This window comes from Dyadobacter sp. 32 (genome assembly GCF_902506755.1).
Lineage (GTDB): Bacteria > Bacteroidota > Bacteroidia > Cytophagales > Spirosomataceae > Dyadobacter.
On sequence record NZ_LR735258.1, the window covers coordinates 4,275,346 to 4,295,091 of the forward strand.

Below are 19,746 nucleotides of genomic sequence, written 5' to 3' on the forward strand. Positions count from 1 at the left end.
TCCGGCCCAAACTCTTTCATCATTTCCCCCATCGCCATTCCTGCCCAATGACAAGCTCCTGCTTCAAACCCTGCGAAATCAGAAACTCTTTGGTTTTCTCGTCGGATAATTTTCTGACCGGCAGTGCAGCGACATGAGAGAGTGCATAAAGGTACATGGAGGCTATCCGTACGGTATTTTTAAGCTCCTGTTCGTTTACCAGGTCGAAGCTGTCGCAATCGGCATGATAACATTGTAACACGGAAGGAGCAAGCTGCCCCGACAACCCCGCAATCGGAACTCCTTCTAACATAAATGGCTGATGATCACTGTGAAGCCCGGCACGGTTTGCTGACTCGTTCTTATAGTTCTTATCCACAAGTTGTACCGCATTACCGATTTCTTTAAAAAAAGGTACCATTTCCTCTCTGCCAAATGTATTTGCCCCTTTCGGATCATTCGTCATATCCAGGTTCATCATGTAAGCCATCTTTTCAATCGCTCCAGTCCTTTTCAGCTCTTTAACAAAATGCTTGGATCCCAGCAAACCTTGCTCTTCGCCCATAAATAATACAAACTGAATCGTTTTTTCAGGTTTCACTTTCATTGCCCTAAACGCCCGGGCAACGTCCATCACGGCAAACGAACCTATGCCATTGTCAATGGCACCTGTTGAAAGATCCCATGAATCCAAATGCCCCCCCAGTACAATCGTTTCCTCCGATTTTCCTTTTAAAGTAGCAATGACGTTCCTGGCCTTAATCCTTTTGGAAATGTTACGCATGTCAATTTGTGCTTCGAGGGGCGCTTCTTCTTTCAGCCAGATCCGAAGCTCTTTGCCACTTTCACTTGAAATACAAACCGCCGGGATATTGATCATCTCCCCGGTTACAGAGGCGGTGCCTGTCAATAAGATTTTACCCGGGGCGCCATTCACCATGATGATTCCACTCGCTCCATAACGGATTGCCAGCGCGGTTTTCTCCGAACGGTGCAGGTTCTTTTTGCCTTCCCCACCCACCAAACCAATATTGGCCAGAGCAACTTTTCCCTTGACCTTATCTTTCATCACTTCAAAATCTTCCTCAAGTCCATTGCCGACGTCGACGATCTCCCCCTTCAGGTCCGCCTTTACCGGCGAATGTGCAAGTGACACAACCGGCACCTCGCGAAAATTATCGCTGCTCGCAGGTGCAATACTCAACGTGACCGTATCACGCATCCATGCTTCCACTTCGAAAGGCTGAAAGGCCACGTCCGTAAAGCCATAGCTTTTTAAAAGATTAAATGCGTATTCCTCCGCTTTGGCGCCATTAGCACTACCCGTAAGGCGATGACCGATCTTTTCGGTAGCCTGCCTGAGCGTTCCGTAGGCTCTGCTGTTACCCTCTATCTCGCGATTAAGTTTCGAAAATGGCTTTTCCCATCCCTTATCTTTTGGATTGAAACCCGCGAAAAAAATCAGCAGTCCGCCTGCCACAAAAACCTGTACAACTTTTTTCATAATTCCTTTGCAAGGACGATTGTATTTTCCAATTAGTCAGGAGAACCTTAAAAGAACGACTCTTAAAGTTAACACAATTTAGACTTCAAATAGATTCCAATAGTCTCGATAACTTTTATAAAAAAATCAATAAAATTTATTCGCCCCTGAAATGAATTCGATGTACGGTCAGATTCGCATTGGGAATAAGCGTTAGATGTACACTTAAAGCTATAATATTTGAGATAAAATGAACATTTTTGCATGTTTTACAGCTTATCTTATCATAATCATAGCTATCAAGTTACCAATAACGATATGTATTTCCTTGGATTCGATTTAGGCAGCTCTTCGGTGAAAGCTTGTTTACTACATGCCGACAGTGGAGAGGTGGTGGCGTCCGCCTTTTATCCCGAAAAAGAAATGGCCATCGCTGCACCCAAGCCGGGCTATGCGGAGCAACAGCCCGAGATATGGTGGGAGAATGCATGTCTGGCCTCAAAAGCAGTGCTCAGGAAGGCGGCAGTTTCACCGGAAGACGTCTGGGCAATAGGGATATCATATCAAATGCACGGACTGGTAGTGGTGGATGAAGACCTCAACGTACTGCGTCCTTCGATCATTTGGTGCGACAGCCGGGCGGTTGAAGTTGGCAACAGGGCGCTGGATGCGATGGGTGAAAACCTGGCGCTGTCACATCTGCTGAATTCACCTGGAAATTTTACTGCCTCAAAACTAGGCTGGGTGAAGGAAAATGAGCCTGCTGTATTTGCAAAAGTGCATAAATTTATGCTTCCTGGTGACTACCTGGCGGCGCGCATGAGTGGTGATGTCGTTACCACGCCCTCCGGGTTATCCGAAGGCATTTTCTGGGATTTCCTGCAACAGGCACCTGCGGATTTCCTGCTGGATCACTTTGGGTTTGACCGGTCTCTGGTGCCTGAAATTTTGCCCACCTTTGCGGAACAGGGCCGGTTATCCGCAGACGGAGCTTCGGCGCTGGGATTGAAACCAGGAACACCTATTACCTATCGCGCCGGGGATCAGCCCAACAATGCTTTTTCACTCAATGTTCTTGAACCGGGAGAGGTGGCAGCAACGGCAGGTACATCGGGTGTGGTGTATGGGGTAAGTGATCAGATCAAGTACGATCCGCTCTCAAGGGTCAATACCTTTTTGCATGTTAATCCCATCGCCCAATCGCCTCGCTATGGTGTGCTATTATGCGTTAATGGCACGGGAAGCCTCAATAGCTGGCTTCGCAATACCCTGTTTCAAGGTAACATATCTTATCCAGGCATGAACGAACTCGCAGCCACTGCACCGGTGGGTTCGGATGGGCTTATCTGTTTACCATTCGGTAACGGCGCCGAAAGAATGCTGGAGAATAAAAATCCAGGAGCTAATTTCCAGGGGCTGGAGTTTAGTCGCCATGGATTAAATCACTACACCCGTGCAGCCCAGGAAGGAATTGTTTTTGCCCTTTATTATGGCATGGAGATCATGGAGACGCTTGGCGTTTCGCTTAAAAATATCCGTGCAGGTGAGGCCAATATGTTTTTGAGCCCCGTCTTCCGCGAAACCTTCGCCAATGTATCGGGAGCTACCGTGGAGCTTTACAACACGGATGGCGCTCAGGGAGCAGCACGTGGAGCCGGACTGGGACTGGGGTATTACAAAAACCGTGAAGATGCCTTTGTTGGCTTATCGACCCTGCAAACCATCGAACCAGAAACCACCCTTACCGAGGCCACCAAGGAGGCTTATGGCAAGTGGAAAGATGCTTTATCAAAAAGCTGAGCGTGTAACGATTTAAAGAAGTCAACTTTCGAAAAGTTGACTTCTTTGTTCTAGCTTCAATGGTTTTACTTAAAATTTTTAAGGATTTTATTTATTAGCCAATGCATTGAATCCGACATAAACCACCTTTTGTCTGAACCCTCTCTAATATTCGACAACCCGCGGGCAAAAGCCTGTATTCCTGCTATAAATGAAATAATACATGCAATAATTTCCGCTTGCCCTTTGGCGAAAATGGAAAGAAAAAAGAGAAAAAATGCGAATGTAACTTCAAAAAGGCCAAACCAATATTGCTGATTCTCCTTAAGCCAATGAGCCAATAAACCAAACTCAATAAAACTAGCTCCTAAAAAATAAGTATGGAATTCATCTTTTGCGAATAGGTCGTAATACCATTTAGAATGCCAATCAGCCTGCAAATAAAGAAATAACAAAACAGGAAGATTTAGAGCTATACAAGTCAAAATAAAGTTATTGGTATTTTTCACAGCGATTATTTGTAGTAGATAAATTATTCTTGATAAGCTTTTAAAGAAGTCAACTTTCGAAAAGTTGACTTCTTTAACCGCTCTGCATTCACGTATATTCAGGCTTTCACCTCCTGGTTCTTGTTTGCTTCCTCTACTTTAAAGGCTACAATCTCGGTAACCCGAACCGTCTGATTGTCCTTGTTCTGATACTGCCGATAACTTAATTTTCCCTCTACGGAAACCATCTTGCCTTTTTCGAGCAGCGTTTCACAACGCTGCGCCAACTGGCCCCAGGCTACAATGGAGTGCCATGCGGTATTTTTAACTTCTTCTTTGTTTTTGTTGATGTAGGACTCGTTGGTTGCCAAAGAGAACGTTGCCACTTTGCCGCCATCAAATTCTTTCACATTGATTTCGCGGCCTACATGCCCGATTAATTTTACTGAGTTCATGTCTGTAATAGTTAAAAGATGAATGGTTTATGTTTTGAATCGTTCCTTGCGAATCGACCTGACAAAGGTGCAGGGTCGTCAAAACATTATTCGGTTATTAACTGTTTACAGGCGGTTATAAGCGTTTGCAAACGGATATGAAATTTCTTGTTGCGCCTGGAACTGTGTACTGCCAACCTCAAGGCGTCTATTACAAAAGGGTAGCATCAGAATCTGACGGTGCATCAGCCCAAGTATTTAGATAGATATTGTAATGAATTCGGATTTCGTTATAACAGCCGAAAGATTAAAGATGCTGTACGCTTCGAATTGTCAGTAGGACGTGCAGAAGATTGAGAAAAACAGACCCTGTCAAAAAGTAAGCCTTTGGAATCAGAAAAGAAAAGGGAGTTAAAGAAGAAAGAGGAGAGCAAGAAAAGATTGAGGCCAAATATCTCAAACTATCGTAGAAAAGTCCACTTGATAAATTTTTCCCTTTTTTGACAATTATTTACGGTAGAAACTACTTTTTCCCGTTATTTAGAGTAATCTATAATCATTTAGTACCTTTGCACTCTGTTTGGAGTATATTATGCAATTACTTGGCATACATTTTATAAGTGGAAGATATTCTTTCTTACGTTGGTAGATTTATTACGTAAATGATTGATTTTAATAAAGATACATCGTTATCTCACTTTACCTTAATATGACACAAGATCAAGTTTTCGAAATCGTTGACCGGGATGGCTGGAAGGCCACACCAGACAGAGACTTGCTTTTTTCAAGTGATCATGTGCTTGAGGCTTATTTCAAAGGGAAGGATGTTGGCCAGCGAACAGAAACTTCACTGGCCGCGGACCAAATCAGCAAAAATCTACAGAAATCGTCAGAACTGACAGCAAGCATTTTTGAGAATTTGCGTAATCGCGCTTTTCATCCAGGAGACACATATTTGAGAATTGCTTCCCAAAAATTTTATGAAATTCTCATCACTCTTCCTGAAAATGAGTTTCTAAACGACGAAATATTAAACGTTTATAGTTTTCTTGGAGAGCTTCAGCAAGGAGCGGCTTCAGATTACTATAATATTGATGTTACACTTTGCCCATTTAGCGAGCAACTCAACATTGGCTGTCTTACTGCTGATGGATTTATATTTAGATATACGGGTAATTAATGAGTAAGGAACACGCCAAGCACAATGAAAAAGCGTGCGATCACTTACTGGGAAAGCCAAACGAAGAAGGGTTGACCTTTCACGATTGGGTAGTAACAACTGCGTTTTACTCTGCTATGCACTACGTTCAGCACGAGATATTTCCCCTTGAAATTGGAGGTGCTGTTTATAATTCTTTTAACGAGTATTATCATCGACACTTTAAAGGTTCAGAAAAGCCTTCTAAACATACAGCTACAGCGGAGCTTGTAAGGTTAAACATATATAATGCATATGCAAGCTATAAAGCCTTAGTAGATTCCTGTCACACAGCAAGATATACCGATTATCAAACGTCTGCGGCCGTTGCTGAAGCTGCAAGAAGAAGACTAGATCAAATAAAAAAATTCTTGAAAAAGTAATCTCCATTAAGTAAGCGTAATTCTAACCTGTATCAGCCGTACTCTGGGAGCTTTGCGCAAGCCGTAACACTATCAGAAGTTAAGACTGCTCTTTGACTAAAAGGATTTATTCGGACCATCAAACGGTCTAGGTGTATTGACACCAATGAATTTTTCGCTTCTCCATAAATGCCTCATTATTAGAGGGTTTGAAAATTCTTTCGAACCTTGTCCCAGGTTGTATATAGTCGCCGTTTACAGTCAAATAAAAACATTTGCACCCGTTTGCAAACGGAAATACACTCGTGCTTTAGTTGGTAAATAGAATTTGCTATCTTGCTTAACCTATTCATCAACAAACGAGTAGATCCGGTTAAATTCCCGGCTCATACACACAACCTTAAAAATTTATGAATAACTGCCTCGAATGCGAAAAACCGCTTGCCGGCCGGGTAGACAAAAAGTTTTGCTCGGATATGTGCCGGAATAGCTACAACAACCGGCTGAACTCTGATTCCTATAACGTGGTCAGAAATATGAATAATCAGCTCCGGAAAAATCGCAGAATCTTAGAAGAGCTCTGTCCGGAGGAAAAATCAAAAACCACGAAAAATACACTTATCACAAAAGGATTTGATTTCAACCTCATCACCAGTATGCGGACTACACTCAAAGGCACCACCTATTTCTTTGTCTACGACTATGGATACCTCGCGCTTGAAAATGATTTTTATCTGATTGTAAAGGACAAAAGACTCGAAAAGTAGCACCAGGTAATGCTGCCCGAAAACAATTTCCAGATAGCAGACTCCAATCAACTCATTGTCAACGCCCTGTAAGGTAAAGGCCAATAGCTTACTGCTAACAGCTCCATATTTCTAAAATAAGGCTATTTTTGCAATTCGATTCAAACAACCACCTAATGAAAAAAATTAGTATTAGCGATTCAGGACCAAAGGTTTCTGAAGCCATCTATGGTTTCTGGCGTTGGACAGATGAAGGGGCACCCACCACTTCTCAAATTGAGAAAACGATCAATTTATGTCTGGATCTGGGCATCAACACTTTTGATCATGCCGATGTATACGGCAATCTGACAATAGAGGAGCATTTTGGTAAGATCATTCAAAGCAAATCTTTCAAAAGGGAGGATATTGTATTGTTCAGCAAATGCGGGATCAGAAAGTCGACCGATGGCTATCTTGAATATTATGATACTTCCAGAGACCATATCATCAATAGTGTAAATGGTTCTTTGAAAAGACTAAAAACAGATTATCTGGATATTTTTCTGTTGCACCACAGTGATTTCCTGGCAGATCCCGAGGAAACTGCCGGTGCGCTGGCAGAGGTAGTTAAATCCGGGAAAGTAAGGCATATCGGTGTGGCTAATTTCAGCGTTTTCCAGCATCAACTGCTTGCCTCCTATCTGCGCATTCCCATTGTGACGAACCATATCGAGCTCAACCTCATGAATACCTCGGCGATTGAAGATGGGCGGATCGACTTTATCAAACAAAGCTTTAGCAAGCCATTGGCCTGGGCTCCTCTCGCAGGTGGTAAAATATTGAATGGAACCGATGAAAAGGCCGTCAGACTGAGGGCGAAACTGGAAGATATAGGGAAAAAATACAATGCCAACATTGAACAGACAGCCGTGGCCTGGTTAATGAAGCTGGGCACCTTGCCTATCATCGGCTCACTTTCGGAAAGCCGCATACGTAACGCGGCGAGTGCCTCGGATGTGAAGCTTACACGAGAAGATTGGTATGAAATCTATCAGGTAACAAGATGATTTTAAAGTGATATACATCGATCCGGCTTTGCTTCTGCGGAGCCGGATTTCTTTTTTTGAACCATATTACTCCCCAAGTCAAATAATGCTGCCGGCCATTTTTCCTCCGGTCTGGCCATGATGCCATTCTTGTTAGTCTTTGTCCTTTACTTTGAAAGCTCAATTTTCCAGTTACTCCCACTTTGTACGTGGTACTTTTCTGCAAAGTTCCCCATATTGATCGCGACCGAAAATTGGAGCAGACTATTGAAATAACCTACATTTTCTCCCTCCGGCACATCGCCAAATGTGTTCACCAAAGTAACTTCACCTTCATATACCTTTTCATTGCTATTGAAGATTTTCACCCGGATACGCGCTCCGGTTTTCACCATGAGCTTTTTGAAAGTTTCTTTGTCAATATTGGTCCATACATTGCCATACTGAACGTCGAGGATGGGGATTGTCCCAACTACTTTTCCTTCTCCGAAAACAGCCTTTTGGTATGGTATCGCCACCACCTTACCAGTCAACCTGGGCCCTACCTTTTCAAAGGAAATGGTTTTGGATGCCAGACGTGCTGCTGTAAATGCATACACATCCCGACCGTGAAAGGTATAAGATTGCCCTGAATCTTTCCGCCGGTTAGCCACTTCATCAATCTCTCTGATCTCTTTTATACCCAATTGTTCGGCAACCAGGGTCAACGTACCATTGTCTGGTGTTACAAAATAGTGCCCCGAGTTGGTCAGCAGCACAACCGACTTACGGACCGTCCCAACACCCGGATCCACCACCGAAACGAAAACGGTACCCTTTGGCCAGTAAGGAGCTGTTTGCATCAACCGATAGGACGCTTCCCAGATATTGTAAGCCGGGATTTCGTGGGTTACATCATGAATTCTCAGATTTGGATCAATTCCGATTGCCACACCTTTCATTGCCGAAACAGCACCATCCTTTAAACCAAAATCAGACTGAAATACCAGAATACCATTTTGGCCGAAAGCCGGGAGATTAAGAATAACGAGAGCATAAGTCAGCCAGAGGAAGCCTTGGAGACCTCTAAGTCTTTTCATACACCAATGTTTTAAGAAATGGGTGATCGCAAAAATACAAACTTGCTTCCCAATTGTGGCATGGCTTTTTGAACCAAAATCAAGTATAAAAAACACAACCTCAATTTTAACAGCTCCATATGACAGTTATAGGGGAATTGATCAAAAAGGCCATCGACATTTCGGGTACATTCACATCGAACCCTGATCCGGTAAGCGAACAGGAACACGCACTAAGAAAACTGCTGGATACTGCAAAATTAACTGCATTCGGGAAGGCCCACCACTTCACAGAAATATTGGAATCCGACGACATTATTACTTCCTTTCAGAGCAAAGTCCCGGTTCATGATTACGATAAGATATTTGGAAACTGGTGGCATTATCTCCTCGAAGGCCACCAGAACGTAACCTGGCCAGGCGGTCAACCTTACTTTGCACTGAGCAGCGGCACTACCAGCCACAGCAAGCACATTCCGGTTACGGAAGACATGCTGGCCTCCATAAGGAAAGCAGGGATCACCGAGATCACCAATTTGAAAGCATTTGACCTGCCCGGAGAATTTTTCACAAAGCAGATTCTTATGCTTGGCAGCAGCACCAACCTGATCGAAAAGGACGACCACAAGGAAGGTGAAATCAGCGGTATAAGCGCAGGCAATCTGCCCGCCTGGTTTGGAAGCTTTTACAAGCCCGGACGAGAAATTGCTGCCATTTCGGATTGGGACGAAAAGGTTAAGAAAATTGCCGAGCAGGCAAAGGATTGGGATATCGGATGTATTTCCGGAATTCCTTCATGGGTGGAGCTGATGCTGAAGGAAGTAATCAATTATCACAAAGTGGATAATATTCATGAGATATGGCCAAACCTGATGGTCAACACAACTGGCGGAGTTGCTTTTGAACCTTATCGAAAAAGTATTGAGAAATTACTTGCCCGCCCGTTGGTCTATATCGACACCTATCTTGCGTCCGAAGGATTTATTGCCATTCAAAATCGGCCCGACACCCAGTCGATGGCCCTGTTTCCGGACAACGGAATTTTCTACGAGTTTGTACCGTTTACGCCTGAACATGTAGACGAAGACGGGAATGTAAAACAGGATGCTACGGTGCTGTCCCTGGCAAATGCATTGGAAAATGAGGAATACGTGTTACTGATTTCAACGGTAGCTGGTGCCTGGCGATATATGATCGGTGATACCGTAAAAATAACGGATAAGGAAAGAGCTGAAATTATGATCACGGGCCGCACCAAACACTACCTGAATGTGGTGGGCTGTCAGTTATCGGTAAATCAAATGAATAACGGGCTGCGCGAAATTGAAAAAGAATACGATGTAGTGATCAAGGAGTTTATTGTCGCTGCCGTACATCGTGATGAAGAATACATTCACAAATGGTATCTGAGCTGTGACAAAACCGCCGACGAGATGAAGGTTGCAGCATCGCTGGACAGGACCTTGTGCGCCAACAATAAAAACTACAACGTGGCAAGATCCCGGGCACTTCGGGGCGTGGAGGTATCGCTGATACCAGAGGAATTATTCTACAGATGGAGTGAAGAAACAAAAAAACTAGGTGGTCAGGTGAAAATCCCGAGGGTAATGAAGGAAGAGGATTTTCTGGAATTTGGCCGTTTTGTTGAGGCTGCTTTGGCGAAATAACCGGCTGATTCCGATCCAGATGGTACAGTTTAGCACCTGATAGCAAAGGCGCTAAATTTTTTCTTCCAACAACCTGACCTGCTCCACAATGTCATCAGGTGACAGATAGAGCCTTGCTATTTTATCCTTGTATTTCTGTGGCAGTTCGGCATGGTGAAGGATAAAATTTTTAGTTTGCAAAATGTAAGAGCCCAGTCCATGGTTTACGGCAAAAGTATCCGCCACACGCTCCGCTTGTCTGATATATTGGGTGGAAAACAGATATCCCAACCCAAATGAGATCATACCGCTTATACTTCTGCTTTCGTAATCCATAATATGCCCAAGTTCATGTCCCAGCCATCCGATCATAATGTCTTTGGGAATCTGATGAATAGGAATTGCGGTATGCGTAAGGCGAAACAATGCGCTGATTTTGATCTTGTAAGCCCTTTTCCCCTTCAATAGTGCCTTAAAATCAGGCTGCGCCAGCATGACCGACTTTTTAATTTTTTGCTTAAATACGAATTCGATCGGTGTCTGTTGTAATTCGGGGTAAAACGAGAGTGCTTTTAAAATCTCGGTTTCAATTACTTTTGGAATTTTCTTGTGGGTTCTTAACGGATCGGCAGCAACATTATCCAGCATAATGATATCAAATGATTAATGCTCGTAGCTAACAAAACCATTCCAACCCGGTCATTGCTTCTCTTTAATGAGTTGTTTGGCGTCCAGTTTCCGAATGATCTCCTTCTTATTAAACAACAATCTCCATAACGCAAACGGAAACTCCTGGTCTTCCATGCAGATTCTACACACCGGCTTGTCGGTAGCCACCGGCACATTGTATACCAACAGCGTGTCACTCAATTGCTGGACATTGTCGCTTGCTGGGGAGTTATTTTTAGCACTGTATAAATAAGCCTCAAACAACTCAATTTCTTTGGGTGCAAGATTTTTATTTTGTCGTGCATCCGCTCCCAGGAGCTCAATATGAACACCATACTCTTTCTGTAGAGCAGCGATAACTGCGATTTGCCCGAGGTTTCTACACAACTCTCTTGCTTTATCCGGATTTCTGGCCAACTCATTGGCCAGGGTTTTCTCTGCTATTTGCGCTATTTTTTTGCCCCATTCATCAGCGGAATATATGAGCTGCGTATTGGTAACCCTTTTTATTTGCGATGATTTTATTTCGCGGGAGAGTTCTTTGGTATTTTCAAGCCGCTTGGAATTGCAACTGACTATCCATAAAGAAATGAAGATGACAATGATTACATTTTTCACTTTGATGTCGCTTTGTTTAATAGTCCGGATAATCTTAATAAAAACATCGGTTCCGGTTGCCAAAGATACCACGGATCCATTCAGATCAATGCAAATGTGATCTTCCGGCCTAAATTACTTCCATCCCCGGCTTAATTTTCTGGCCTACAGGTTTATCTCCTAAGCTGATTCAAAGCGATGGAAATTAGCCTTCCTACCCGTAAACAGCAAAGCCCGTAGAAACATTCTACCAAAACGCCATTCCGATTTCAGAACTGAATTCCGTATCTTTGTGCCCCAATAATGAGTAGATACCTATCATGCAAGATAAATTAGAAGCCATAAAAGAACGTTTCGAGGAGGTTTCGCAACAAATCATTCAACCCGAAATTGTCTCTGACTCTACCCGCTATTCCAAGATTAGCAAGGAATACAAGGATCTTGGAAAGATAGTGGATCAATACACCATATATCAAAAACTGCAAAAGGATATTCTCGGCACCAAAGAGCTCATAGATACTGAAAAGGACGAAGAGCTTCGGGAAATGGCAAAGGAAGAGCTGAACGATCTTTTGCCAAAAATGGAACTGCTTGAGCAGGTTATCAAAGAAATGCTCATCCCCAAGGATCCCAACGACAGCCGGAATATTATTCTGGAAATCAGAGGTGGAACCGGTGGTGATGAAGCGGCGATATTTGCGGGGGATTTATTCCGTATGTATCAGCGCTTTTTTGAAAAAATGGGCTGGCGCTCCTCTATTATGGATTTTACGGAAGGAACCAACGGAGGCTACAAGGAGATTATCTGTAAGGTGGAAGGAGAAGATGTTTACGGAAAAATGAAATTTGAATCCGGTGTGCATCGTGTACAGCGTGTTCCGCAAACGGAGTCCCAGGGAAGAATACATACATCAGCCGCTTCGGTAGCCGTATTGCCTGAGGCAGAAGAAGTGGATGTTCAGATTAATATGGGAGATGTCAGGATCGACACTTTTATGTCGTCGGGAGCCGGTGGACAATCGGTTAACACCACCTATTCAGCGGTAAGGCTTACACACATTCCATCCGGATTGGTTGTCAGCTGCCAGGATGAACGTTCTCAGCTGAAAAATAAAGAGAGAGCGCTAAGTGTGCTTCGCTCCCGTTTATATGAAATCAAACTTAAGGAGCACAACGATTCGGTAAGTTCCCAGCGCAAATCCATGGTGGGTAGCGGCGACCGGTCTGATAAAATCCGCACTTACAATTATCCGCAAAGCCGGATTACCGATCACCGTATCGGCTACACGGTGTACAACCTTCCGGCTGTAATGGAAGGGGACATTGCCGAATTTATTGAAAGACTGCGAATCGCCGAAAACGCCGAAAGGATGCAGGAAGGCGAGGCGGTTTAAGGGTATTAAATGACATGGGCGTTGCCTTCGGTTAAGGGGTTAAAGCCTTTCAGATTGTTGCAATTAGCAAGCCTGAAAGGCTCTAATTTGAATAGCCCCGGATACAATCCGGGGGATTATAAATATCGTCGCCTCCCGTAAATCAACCCTGAAAGGGTTGAACATAGATTATCTGGCAGGATACAATCCCGGATACGTCTTCGCTTTATAGGTCTCAAAAGCTTCCTTTTTGTGATAATTATCGCCAATAAAGGTGATCACTTCATGAAACTCTCTGGCTTTCATATAACCAGGCAGCGGCTGGATTATCTGAAATTTATCGTCCAGGAAAACAGTGGTTGGATAGCTGGGCTGGTTATTGGTGAGTGCCAGAGCGAGTTCATGGGTGCGGCCCTGGGAAGTGAATTTTTTACCTCCCAATGTAATCGTGCCCTTCTGCTCTGCATCCAGCTTTACGGCATAATATTTCTTATTTATATAATCGACAACTGCCTTATTCTTAAAAGTTTCGCGATCCATTACCTTACACCAGCCGCACCAATCGGTATACACATCGATCAGTACCTTCCTTGGGGCAGTCTGCATTTTGGCATAAGCCTGCTCTATGGTTAGCCATTGTATCTCTCCTTGGGCAATTTTGGCCGAATCTGATTTGAATCCGGTAAGCGCCAGCAGTATAAGAAAGAAAGTGGCAAAGGCCGATAAATGATTTTTCATGCTGTTTTCTTTATACTCATAAACGTAGATATCTGCAAAATAATTTTAGATCCATACAACGCTGGTGAGTATGCTCGGCAAAGACCCTGCATCCTGGCGATCCTCCCACAGCAGGGGTAGTTCACACGGAACCGGTCATTTTTGAGAAAAGGCGTTATTCCGGAAGATAGTCTTACAGCTCAGATTCAGGAATACGCTTAGGCTCTGTTTTACCTTTGGCCAGAGAGACCAATACACCACCGACAATAATCAACAACATTCCTGCGAGGATCGAAACAGAAGGGAACGCCTCCCCCATTAAAAATCCGATGAGTGTTGAAAACAATATATTGGAATAACCAACCACTGCCACCCTTCCGGCTTTATCATAGGTAAATGACTGTGTCAGCATTTTTTGTCCTATTAATGCGGTTAACCCCAAAGCCAGAAAGGCAAGCCACTGGAGAATGTTATCCGGCCAGCGGAACGTGCCAATCAGGAAATCGAGACCTTCAACCGGATAATAGGTGCCCACAAGCATCGACAAAATGGGCATCACAATCCCGCTTAACATAAAGGAAAGAATGATGGCACGGGAATCATAAACCCAGCCGAGCTGACGGATGGATAAATAAGAAACGGCAGTCAATACCGCATTGCCCAAACCAAGCGCATTATCGCTCCAGGATATAGACAAGTCTGGGCGAAATACCAGCAATATACCGGCAAATCCTATAAAGATCGCCGCCCACTCCTTTTGGTTTAAAGTTTCTCCGATCAGCAGCCAGGAAAATAATGCGAGAAAGATGGGGTAAGTATATTGATAGGTGGAAGCTCGCCCGAGCCCCAATGTCTGAATTGCATAAAAAAGGAGATACAGCGAAAGTGTACCCACAACACCCCGAAAGATCAGCAACCCCAACTTCCCACCACCCTTTTGTTCTAATGGCCGCTTCCTTATACTGGATAAAATAAATACAACGCCTACAATGTTGCGGAAGAAAACAAGCTGAACAATGTGAAATTCTTTACCGATATGTTTGGATATGGCCGAAGTCAGCGAGAAGAAAAACGCGGCTCCGAGCATAAGAAATATTCCTTTCTGCGACTCAGGGAAGGTAATACGACGGAAAACAGAGGTTATCAAAACTATATTTTTGTCCAAAGATACGTATTCATCATTCTTAATAAACATTTGCGTTCGGCTACATACCTGGTACAGGAATTCTTGCTGTCCGGTTTAAAACCAGTGTTTTCAAGATTTAATTTCTACCTTTGCAAAACTTTGGTGCCAGAAACCCGTTTCATACCGGGCCTTTGGCTTAATAGGGAATCCCATCAATAGGGAGCTGTCCCCGCAACTGTAAAGTCCATAACAGGATGATCCTCAACTTCATAGCCACTGGGGTAAATGATGGGATGATTAAATGATTGAATAACAAGTTTGAGTCAATCATCAAAACATTCACTCGTTCAAAATTGCCCACCCCCGGGAAGGCCACGGATCATCGGACGAAGCCAGGAGACCTGCCAGAAGAGATACAATGTTTCGGTTTTCGGAGGAAAAACAAGAAACAATTATTGGACATTTTGCTCTAGGGGTGACTTACTACTGGTTTCGTACTGCGTTTTGCGTAACGATTGGATTTTTAACAACCAAAAATCTGATGGCTCAAAAGGATACAATTCTTTTGAAACCCGTTATTGTAAAAGGATTTGTGCCGGAAAGATTTATGAGCGGACTCAAAATCCAGAAGATCGATTCAGCAACCCTGCTCTCTTTTCGCTTTCAAAATATCAGCGACCTGCTTTCGCTCAATACGCCCATTGCTTTCAAAAGTTACGGCCCGGGGCAGCTTAGCACCGCGTCGTTTCGGGGAACGTCGGCCAATCATACAGCCGTAGTGTGGAACGGGCTCAATATCAATTCACCAACACTTGGCCAAACTGATTTTTCCACGATACCTGTTGCAGGCTTCGACCAGTTATCCGTCCAATATGGCTCTGCGGCAAGTGTAGTAGGGACCGATGCGGTGGGCGGGAGTATTTTGCTGAACAGTGCGGCACAAGATCCGGGACTGGATATAAGCCTGGGTAGACAACAAGAAAGTTTTAGTAATAATCAGACACAATTTGTTGCCAGGTACGGTGCCTCGATGGGTGCTACTGGGAGTATTTCAGGTAAAACGGCACTTTATGACGGCAGGATGAACAATCGTTTTCCATATTTGGAGCGGCGTGGGTATATGGTGCTCCCTTCCGAAACGTTTCAGAAAGGATTCATCCAGGATGTCTTTTTAAAAGGTAAAAACCAGGGATTACTCTCAGCGCACCTGTGGCTGACCGACAATGAACTGACCACCGTTCCAGAAAAGCTATCCGGACGCGAGCGAACAAAGACCACTTCCTATCGGAGCATGGTCAAGTATGATTTCCGGGAGTGGACGGTAAGGGCCTCCTGGGTAAGGGACAAGCTGTATTTTGCCAAAGGCGATTACTCCAATGAGGACAAAGCCATCACGGATAAATTCACATTTAGAGCAGAAAAAGCCTTCCAATATCGGTTGGGTTCTGCCAGTCAGATTGATATCCTTGCCGGAGCCGAATGGTCCTTGTTCCGCACCCGGGTTGAAGGTTACGGGGAGCCCGTAATCACAGAGAACCGCGAAGACCTTTTTTTACTCTCCCGATTACATGCCACAGACCGCTGGCTGGTTTCTCTTAATCTCAGGCAAGCTTTTGTCACCCGGTTCAGCCCACCTCTTACACCGGCAATCGGAACAGAATATCAATTACTGCGCGGTACAAGACATTTTGTAAAAATCCGGGCATCTCTGGCCAGAAGCTACAGGGTGCCCACTTTGAATGAGAGATACTGGGAGGTGCTGGGAAATCCGGATATCAGACCAGAAACCGGATGGAACAAAGAAATAGGGATTGATGAGCGATTCCAGATCAATGGCAGTCACGCATTCAGCGCATCTGTATCTGGCTATCACAATCGTATCAGAGACTGGACATACTGGGATCCTGCAAAAGATTACCGCGTAGAAAATCTCCAGCAGGTTCTGTCGAGAGGGATAGAGGCCAGGCTAGGCTGGGATTATCGGGCAAATGGATGGAAAGCCGGTGGAACAATAGGATACGCCTACACAAGAAGTTCACAAGAAAAAGCATACGATGCTTATTCCAGAGATGTAATCGGCAAACAGCTCGTGTATGTTCCCTTACACAATGGCAATTTCAATGCCTTTGTATCCTACAAAAACACCCGCATTTCGGCTCAAATGTTAGGTATAAGCAGACGTTTCAACACATTTGACAATTCCGGGTCCCTTGACGGATATGCCCTGGTAAATCTGGTAACCGAAACAACAATGGACTTCAATTACGTTAAAATAAGAGTTCAGGGACGAATGGATAATATTACCGATGCCTTTTTCCTCAACGTTAGAAACAATGCAATGCCAGGCCGGAGCTTTTCGATCAACTGTCTGTTGACCTACCACAAACGCTGATTGCACCAATTGATGACTATTTATATAAACTGATTTTTTTTACCATAATTAATAAACGATGAAAAAACAATCCGGAAGTATTCTATTAGCCACGTCTCTGGCACTTATTGCCTGGTCATGTAATCAAAAAGATCCCGAAGCAAAAGGCGATTATGTGCAGGGCGTATTTGTGGTTAACCAGGGCAATTTCTCAGATAATAATGGAACAATTTCCTTTTTTAATCGCGAGGATAAGGAGGCACAGTTGGACGTATTTTCTGCAGCAAACGGTCGTACTATTTCGGGAGGACTCACCGACTATGCCGAAATTGACGCAAAAGGTATATTTCTTGTAGATAAAGACCAGGGGACGGATCTGATAGAGATCGTTGAATCCGGCACCATGAAGTCCGTGGCGACGATCAATAAAGATGTGGCAAACCCACAGCATGTAATTAAAGTTGGCAGCAACAAGGCATATGTATCCTGCTGGGGTGAGTTAAACTCGGATTATTCCTACAAGGATGGGTACATCCTGGCGGTTGATCTGTCTACAAACACCGTTACCAAGACCATCAAAACAGGCAAAGGCGTGGGAATTCTCAGGCTGATCAACAACGAAGTGTATGCACTCAACGCAGAAGGATCAACCGTCACGATCATTGATCCCGCCACAGATGCAATAAAACAAAGTCCCGAAATTGGTGATTCACCTGTGGGGCTGGAAGCCGATAACAATGGAAAGCTTTGGATACTTTGCCGCGGCAAATATGGAGACTGGAGTAAACCGGGTGACCTGGGAACCCAGCCCAAACTGGTTCGTTTAAATGCGCAAACGAAGGCTATTGAAGAAAAATATAACCTTGGAGCGCTCTCCGCGTCCAAACCCAGTCTCCTGACAATTACATCAAACAAAAGCACTTTGCTTGTTGGGTTTCAAAACAATGTTTACGCCTTCGCCACCACGGCCGCATCTTTTCCATTGACTACACCTTTGATCAAAAGATCCGGAACATCACTCACGGCCCTAGCCGTGGATCCATCTCAAGGATTATTGTATATCGGCTCCACACCGGGCTATAAGCAAGCAGGCTATGTTGTGAGATATCGCTCTGATGGAAACGTGGTAGACTCCATTAAAGTAGGAATTGCACCAAAAGAGCTGGCATTCAAGTAATACTTGCCCGCAGGGAAGGTCGATGAGATATTAATTTCATCGGCCTTTTTCATGCACAAATTGCCTCTTATTATACTAAGGCGTGTTACAGTTACTTTTGAAAGGCTTATCTTGGCATTTTGAATATTCCGGCTCCTGTGCAACGGATCAAATCAATTTGCAGATATGTTTCGAACGGTAACGCATTTTATAATATTTTGTTTAGTTCTTCTGAGTTTCAGCCCTGCTATTTCCCAGTCACCTTCTGAACGGGATAGGCCCTGGCTTAGTCAATATGCACAATATCGGGAAGATGGCGGTGTGTATGTCGTAAAACAGATTGACAAGGCGTGCCTTTCCTACGAGAGTTACCTGCTCGACAAAAACGGCACAAAGATTTCTCCATCTTTCAAGGATATTGGCCCATTCTCAAATGGTTTGGCCGAATTCGTCCCGCTCGGTGCAAATAACGAAAAGACTAGCCTGCATGGGTTCATCAACAGAAAGGGCAAGGTGGTTATCCCACCTATCTATGTTGGCACCGACATGTTCCGCAATGGCAAAACCTGGGTCATCTATAGCGCTGGCTCCCAGTATGGATTATCGTACATTGATACCACCGGAAAAGTCATGTACAAGATCCCTATCCAACACTATAAAAATGATTTTCTGACCAAAAACGCGTCGGTTGATTTTGTGTGCAACTACGACACCAAGGAGGATATTATCTGGTGGAAAAAAGGTAAAATCTTTCTGTTAAACTGGAATTTCAGCCCTTATATTGAAGCCGAAATAAAGAAGTCCAAAGGGATTTATCATTTTCTTTACGAAGGTAAATATGGCATCATCGACAAAAATTTCATTTTAAGGGTACCTGTAGCCCTGGACGACATCGACCCCGAGTATAAGTTCTCGGGACAAGGACTCGAACGGGTAAAATACGGCGACAGATATGGTTTCATTAATGTTTTCACAGGAGATCTTGTTACACCCTTCGAATATTCCGACACACGGAAACCAACAAACGGACTGTTTTGGGTCAAAAAAAATAATAAATGGGGATGTATCGATAAAACAGGAACAGTGAAAATTCCTTTTCTGTACGACGAAGCTTCCGGTTTTACCCGCGAAAACCGGGCAGCTGTGGCCATCAATGGAAAATTCGGGCATATTGATAAAAGTGGGAAAGTCCGTATCCCACTCCAATACCAGTTTGCCTCTTATTTTAACAATGGCGTATCAATGGTCCGTGTGAAAGATAAATATGGCTTTATCGACAGCACAGGCACGCTCGTAACAGAGATTAAGTACGGTGACGCTCATCCTTTCGACAGGAAAACAACCTTGGTAGAAAGGTTTGGCCTACGCTATGAACTGACACTCAAAGGCCACGAAACCTTTATCGGGTTTTCCGATGAATGGAAGGGGATATTTATTTTAATTGGTTTTTTACTCTTCGTAGCCTTTAGCAACTTTCTGTTCAAAAGAGCTCAGAAAAAAGGTCTGACCAAATAAACAGCCAGACCTCAATCAAAA

General features: G+C 44.0%; 18 protein-coding genes and 1 riboswitch. Of the genes, 10 read left to right on the forward strand and 8 right to left on the reverse strand.

The window, feature by feature from the left end; all coding sequences use genetic code 11:
- Positions 1–19 precede the first annotated feature (19 nt).
- Positions 20–1,483 carry a M28 family peptidase gene (locus tag DYADSP32_RS17270; protein WP_149241579.1) on the reverse strand — a complete coding sequence of 488 codons (1,464 nt, stop codon included), beginning with the start codon at positions 1,481–1,483 and terminating at the stop codon, positions 20–22.
- A gap of 297 nt (positions 1,484–1,780) precedes the next feature.
- On the opposite strand from DYADSP32_RS17270, the gene DYADSP32_RS17275 reads away from it, so the two are divergent.
- Complete coding sequence (locus DYADSP32_RS17275; protein WP_149244797.1) at positions 1,781–3,262, forward strand: FGGY family carbohydrate kinase; 1,482 nt, start codon at positions 1,781–1,783, stop codon at positions 3,260–3,262.
- Between the two features lie 65 nt (positions 3,263–3,327).
- On the opposite strand, the gene DYADSP32_RS17280 is transcribed toward DYADSP32_RS17275, so the two are convergent.
- Together DYADSP32_RS17280 and DYADSP32_RS17285 are read right to left on the reverse strand one after the other, a co-directional pair.
- A complete protein-coding gene (locus DYADSP32_RS17280; protein WP_149241578.1) occupies positions 3,328–3,750 on the reverse strand; it encodes a hypothetical protein in 423 nt (140 codons plus the stop codon).
- Between the two features lie 98 nt (positions 3,751–3,848).
- Positions 3,849–4,184 carry a single-stranded DNA-binding protein gene (locus tag DYADSP32_RS17285; RefSeq protein ID WP_149241577.1) on the reverse strand — a complete coding sequence of 112 codons (336 nt, stop codon included), beginning with the start codon at positions 4,182–4,184 and terminating at the stop codon, positions 3,849–3,851.
- 688 nt (positions 4,185–4,872) lie between these two features.
- Between DYADSP32_RS17285 and DYADSP32_RS17290 the strand changes: the two genes are divergently transcribed.
- The 4 genes from DYADSP32_RS17290 (at position 4,873) to DYADSP32_RS17305 (ending at position 7,518) form a co-directional block, all read left to right on the forward strand.
- Positions 4,873–5,343, forward strand: a complete 471-nt coding sequence (locus tag DYADSP32_RS17290) for a hypothetical protein (protein WP_149241576.1) — start codon at positions 4,873–4,875, stop codon at positions 5,341–5,343.
- Entirely contained in the window at positions 5,343–5,744 is a 402-nt protein-coding gene (locus DYADSP32_RS17295) for a hypothetical protein (protein ID WP_149241575.1), read from the forward strand. The genes DYADSP32_RS17290 and DYADSP32_RS17295 overlap by 1 nt, the downstream gene beginning before the upstream one ends.
- A gap of 389 nt (positions 5,745–6,133) precedes the next feature.
- Entirely contained in the window at positions 6,134–6,490 is a 357-nt protein-coding gene (locus tag DYADSP32_RS17300) for a hypothetical protein (RefSeq protein ID WP_149241574.1), read from the forward strand.
- 155 nt (positions 6,491–6,645) lie between these two features.
- Entirely contained in the window at positions 6,646–7,518 is an 873-nt protein-coding gene (locus DYADSP32_RS17305) for an aldo/keto reductase (protein WP_149241573.1), read from the forward strand.
- A 146-nt stretch (positions 7,519–7,664) separates the two neighbouring features.
- Here the strand turns inward: DYADSP32_RS17305 and DYADSP32_RS17310 are convergent, their stop codons facing one another.
- A complete protein-coding gene (locus tag DYADSP32_RS17310; protein WP_149241572.1) occupies positions 7,665–8,576 on the reverse strand; it encodes an S-adenosyl-l-methionine hydroxide adenosyltransferase family protein in 912 nt (303 codons plus the stop codon).
- A gap of 119 nt (positions 8,577–8,695) precedes the next feature.
- Here DYADSP32_RS17310 and DYADSP32_RS17315 point away from each other — a divergent pair, with 119 nt between their 5' ends.
- Positions 8,696–10,222 (forward strand): GH3 auxin-responsive promoter family protein, encoded by a 1,527-nt coding sequence (locus tag DYADSP32_RS17315; protein ID WP_149241571.1) that lies wholly within the window; start codon positions 8,696–8,698, stop codon positions 10,220–10,222.
- A 51-nt stretch (positions 10,223–10,273) separates the two neighbouring features.
- Here DYADSP32_RS17315 and DYADSP32_RS17320 read toward each other — a convergent pair whose 3' ends face one another.
- Together DYADSP32_RS17320 and DYADSP32_RS17325 are read right to left on the reverse strand one after the other, a co-directional pair.
- Complete coding sequence (locus tag DYADSP32_RS17320; protein ID WP_149241570.1) at positions 10,274–10,849, reverse strand: hypothetical protein; 576 nt, start codon at positions 10,847–10,849, stop codon at positions 10,274–10,276.
- A gap of 51 nt (positions 10,850–10,900) precedes the next feature.
- Positions 10,901–11,488 (reverse strand): hypothetical protein, encoded by a 588-nt coding sequence (locus tag DYADSP32_RS17325; RefSeq protein ID WP_149241569.1) that lies wholly within the window; start codon positions 11,486–11,488, stop codon positions 10,901–10,903.
- Positions 11,489–11,787: 299 nt separating this feature from the next.
- On the opposite strand from DYADSP32_RS17325, the gene prfA reads away from it, so the two are divergent.
- Entirely contained in the window at positions 11,788–12,861 is a 1,074-nt protein-coding gene (prfA, locus tag DYADSP32_RS17330) for a peptide chain release factor 1 (protein ID WP_149241568.1), read from the forward strand.
- A 168-nt stretch (positions 12,862–13,029) separates the two neighbouring features.
- Here prfA and DYADSP32_RS17335 read toward each other — a convergent pair whose 3' ends face one another.
- Both DYADSP32_RS17335 and DYADSP32_RS17340 read right to left on the reverse strand, forming a co-directional pair.
- Positions 13,030–13,578 (reverse strand): DUF255 domain-containing protein, encoded by a 549-nt coding sequence (locus DYADSP32_RS17335; RefSeq protein ID WP_149241567.1) that lies wholly within the window; start codon positions 13,576–13,578, stop codon positions 13,030–13,032.
- A 172-nt stretch (positions 13,579–13,750) separates the two neighbouring features.
- On the reverse strand, positions 13,751–14,752 hold the full coding sequence (locus DYADSP32_RS17340; RefSeq protein WP_414617864.1) for a DMT family transporter: 1,002 nt from the start codon (positions 14,750–14,752) through the stop codon (positions 13,751–13,753).
- A 74-nt stretch (positions 14,753–14,826) separates the two neighbouring features.
- Positions 14,827–15,107: riboswitch (cobalamin riboswitch) on the forward strand.
- A gap of 117 nt (positions 15,108–15,224) precedes the next feature.
- Here DYADSP32_RS17340 and DYADSP32_RS17345 point away from each other — a divergent pair.
- From DYADSP32_RS17345 to DYADSP32_RS17355, 3 genes are all read left to right on the forward strand, one after another.
- On the forward strand, positions 15,225–17,075 hold the full coding sequence (locus DYADSP32_RS17345; RefSeq protein WP_149244795.1) for a TonB-dependent receptor: 1,851 nt from the start codon (positions 15,225–15,227) through the stop codon (positions 17,073–17,075).
- Positions 17,076–17,133: 58 nt separating this feature from the next.
- Positions 17,134–18,231, forward strand: a complete 1,098-nt coding sequence (locus DYADSP32_RS17350; RefSeq protein ID WP_149241566.1) for a DUF5074 domain-containing protein — start codon at positions 17,134–17,136, stop codon at positions 18,229–18,231.
- Between the two features lie 165 nt (positions 18,232–18,396).
- Positions 18,397–19,725, forward strand: a complete 1,329-nt coding sequence (locus DYADSP32_RS17355; RefSeq protein ID WP_149241565.1) for a WG repeat-containing protein — start codon at positions 18,397–18,399, stop codon at positions 19,723–19,725.
- Positions 19,726–19,746: the final 21 nt, after the last annotated feature.

Coding starts and splice junctions, on each gene's coding strand:
- DYADSP32_RS17270 (WP_149241579.1), bottom strand. CDS start 1,483: ATGAAAAAAGTTGTACAGGTTTTTGTGGCAGGCGGACTGCTGATTTTT.
- DYADSP32_RS17275 (WP_149244797.1), top strand. CDS start 1,781: ATGTATTTCCTTGGATTCGATTTAGGCAGCTCTTCGGTGAAAGCTTGT.
- DYADSP32_RS17285 (WP_149241577.1), bottom strand. CDS start 4,184: ATGAACTCAGTAAAATTAATCGGGCATGTAGGCCGCGAAATCAATGTG.
- DYADSP32_RS17290 (WP_149241576.1), top strand. CDS start 4,873: ATGACACAAGATCAAGTTTTCGAAATCGTTGACCGGGATGGCTGGAAG.
- DYADSP32_RS17295 (WP_149241575.1), top strand. CDS start 5,343: ATGAGTAAGGAACACGCCAAGCACAATGAAAAAGCGTGCGATCACTTA.
- DYADSP32_RS17300 (WP_149241574.1), top strand. CDS start 6,134: ATGAATAACTGCCTCGAATGCGAAAAACCGCTTGCCGGCCGGGTAGAC.
- DYADSP32_RS17305 (WP_149241573.1), top strand. CDS start 6,646: ATGAAAAAAATTAGTATTAGCGATTCAGGACCAAAGGTTTCTGAAGCC.
- DYADSP32_RS17310 (WP_149241572.1), bottom strand. CDS start 8,576: ATGAAAAGACTTAGAGGTCTCCAAGGCTTCCTCTGGCTGACTTATGCT.
- DYADSP32_RS17315 (WP_149241571.1), top strand. CDS start 8,696: ATGACAGTTATAGGGGAATTGATCAAAAAGGCCATCGACATTTCGGGT.
- DYADSP32_RS17320 (WP_149241570.1), bottom strand. CDS start 10,849: ATGCTGGATAATGTTGCTGCCGATCCGTTAAGAACCCACAAGAAAATT.
- prfA (WP_149241568.1), top strand. CDS start 11,788: ATGCAAGATAAATTAGAAGCCATAAAAGAACGTTTCGAGGAGGTTTCG.
- DYADSP32_RS17335 (WP_149241567.1), bottom strand. CDS start 13,578: ATGAAAAATCATTTATCGGCCTTTGCCACTTTCTTTCTTATACTGCTG.
- DYADSP32_RS17340 (WP_414617864.1), bottom strand. CDS start 14,752: ATGTTTATTAAGAATGATGAATACGTATCTTTGGACAAAAATATAGTT.
- DYADSP32_RS17345 (WP_149244795.1), top strand. CDS start 15,225: ATGGCTCAAAAGGATACAATTCTTTTGAAACCCGTTATTGTAAAAGGA.
- DYADSP32_RS17350 (WP_149241566.1), top strand. CDS start 17,134: ATGAAAAAACAATCCGGAAGTATTCTATTAGCCACGTCTCTGGCACTT.
- DYADSP32_RS17355 (WP_149241565.1), top strand. CDS start 18,397: ATGTTTCGAACGGTAACGCATTTTATAATATTTTGTTTAGTTCTTCTG.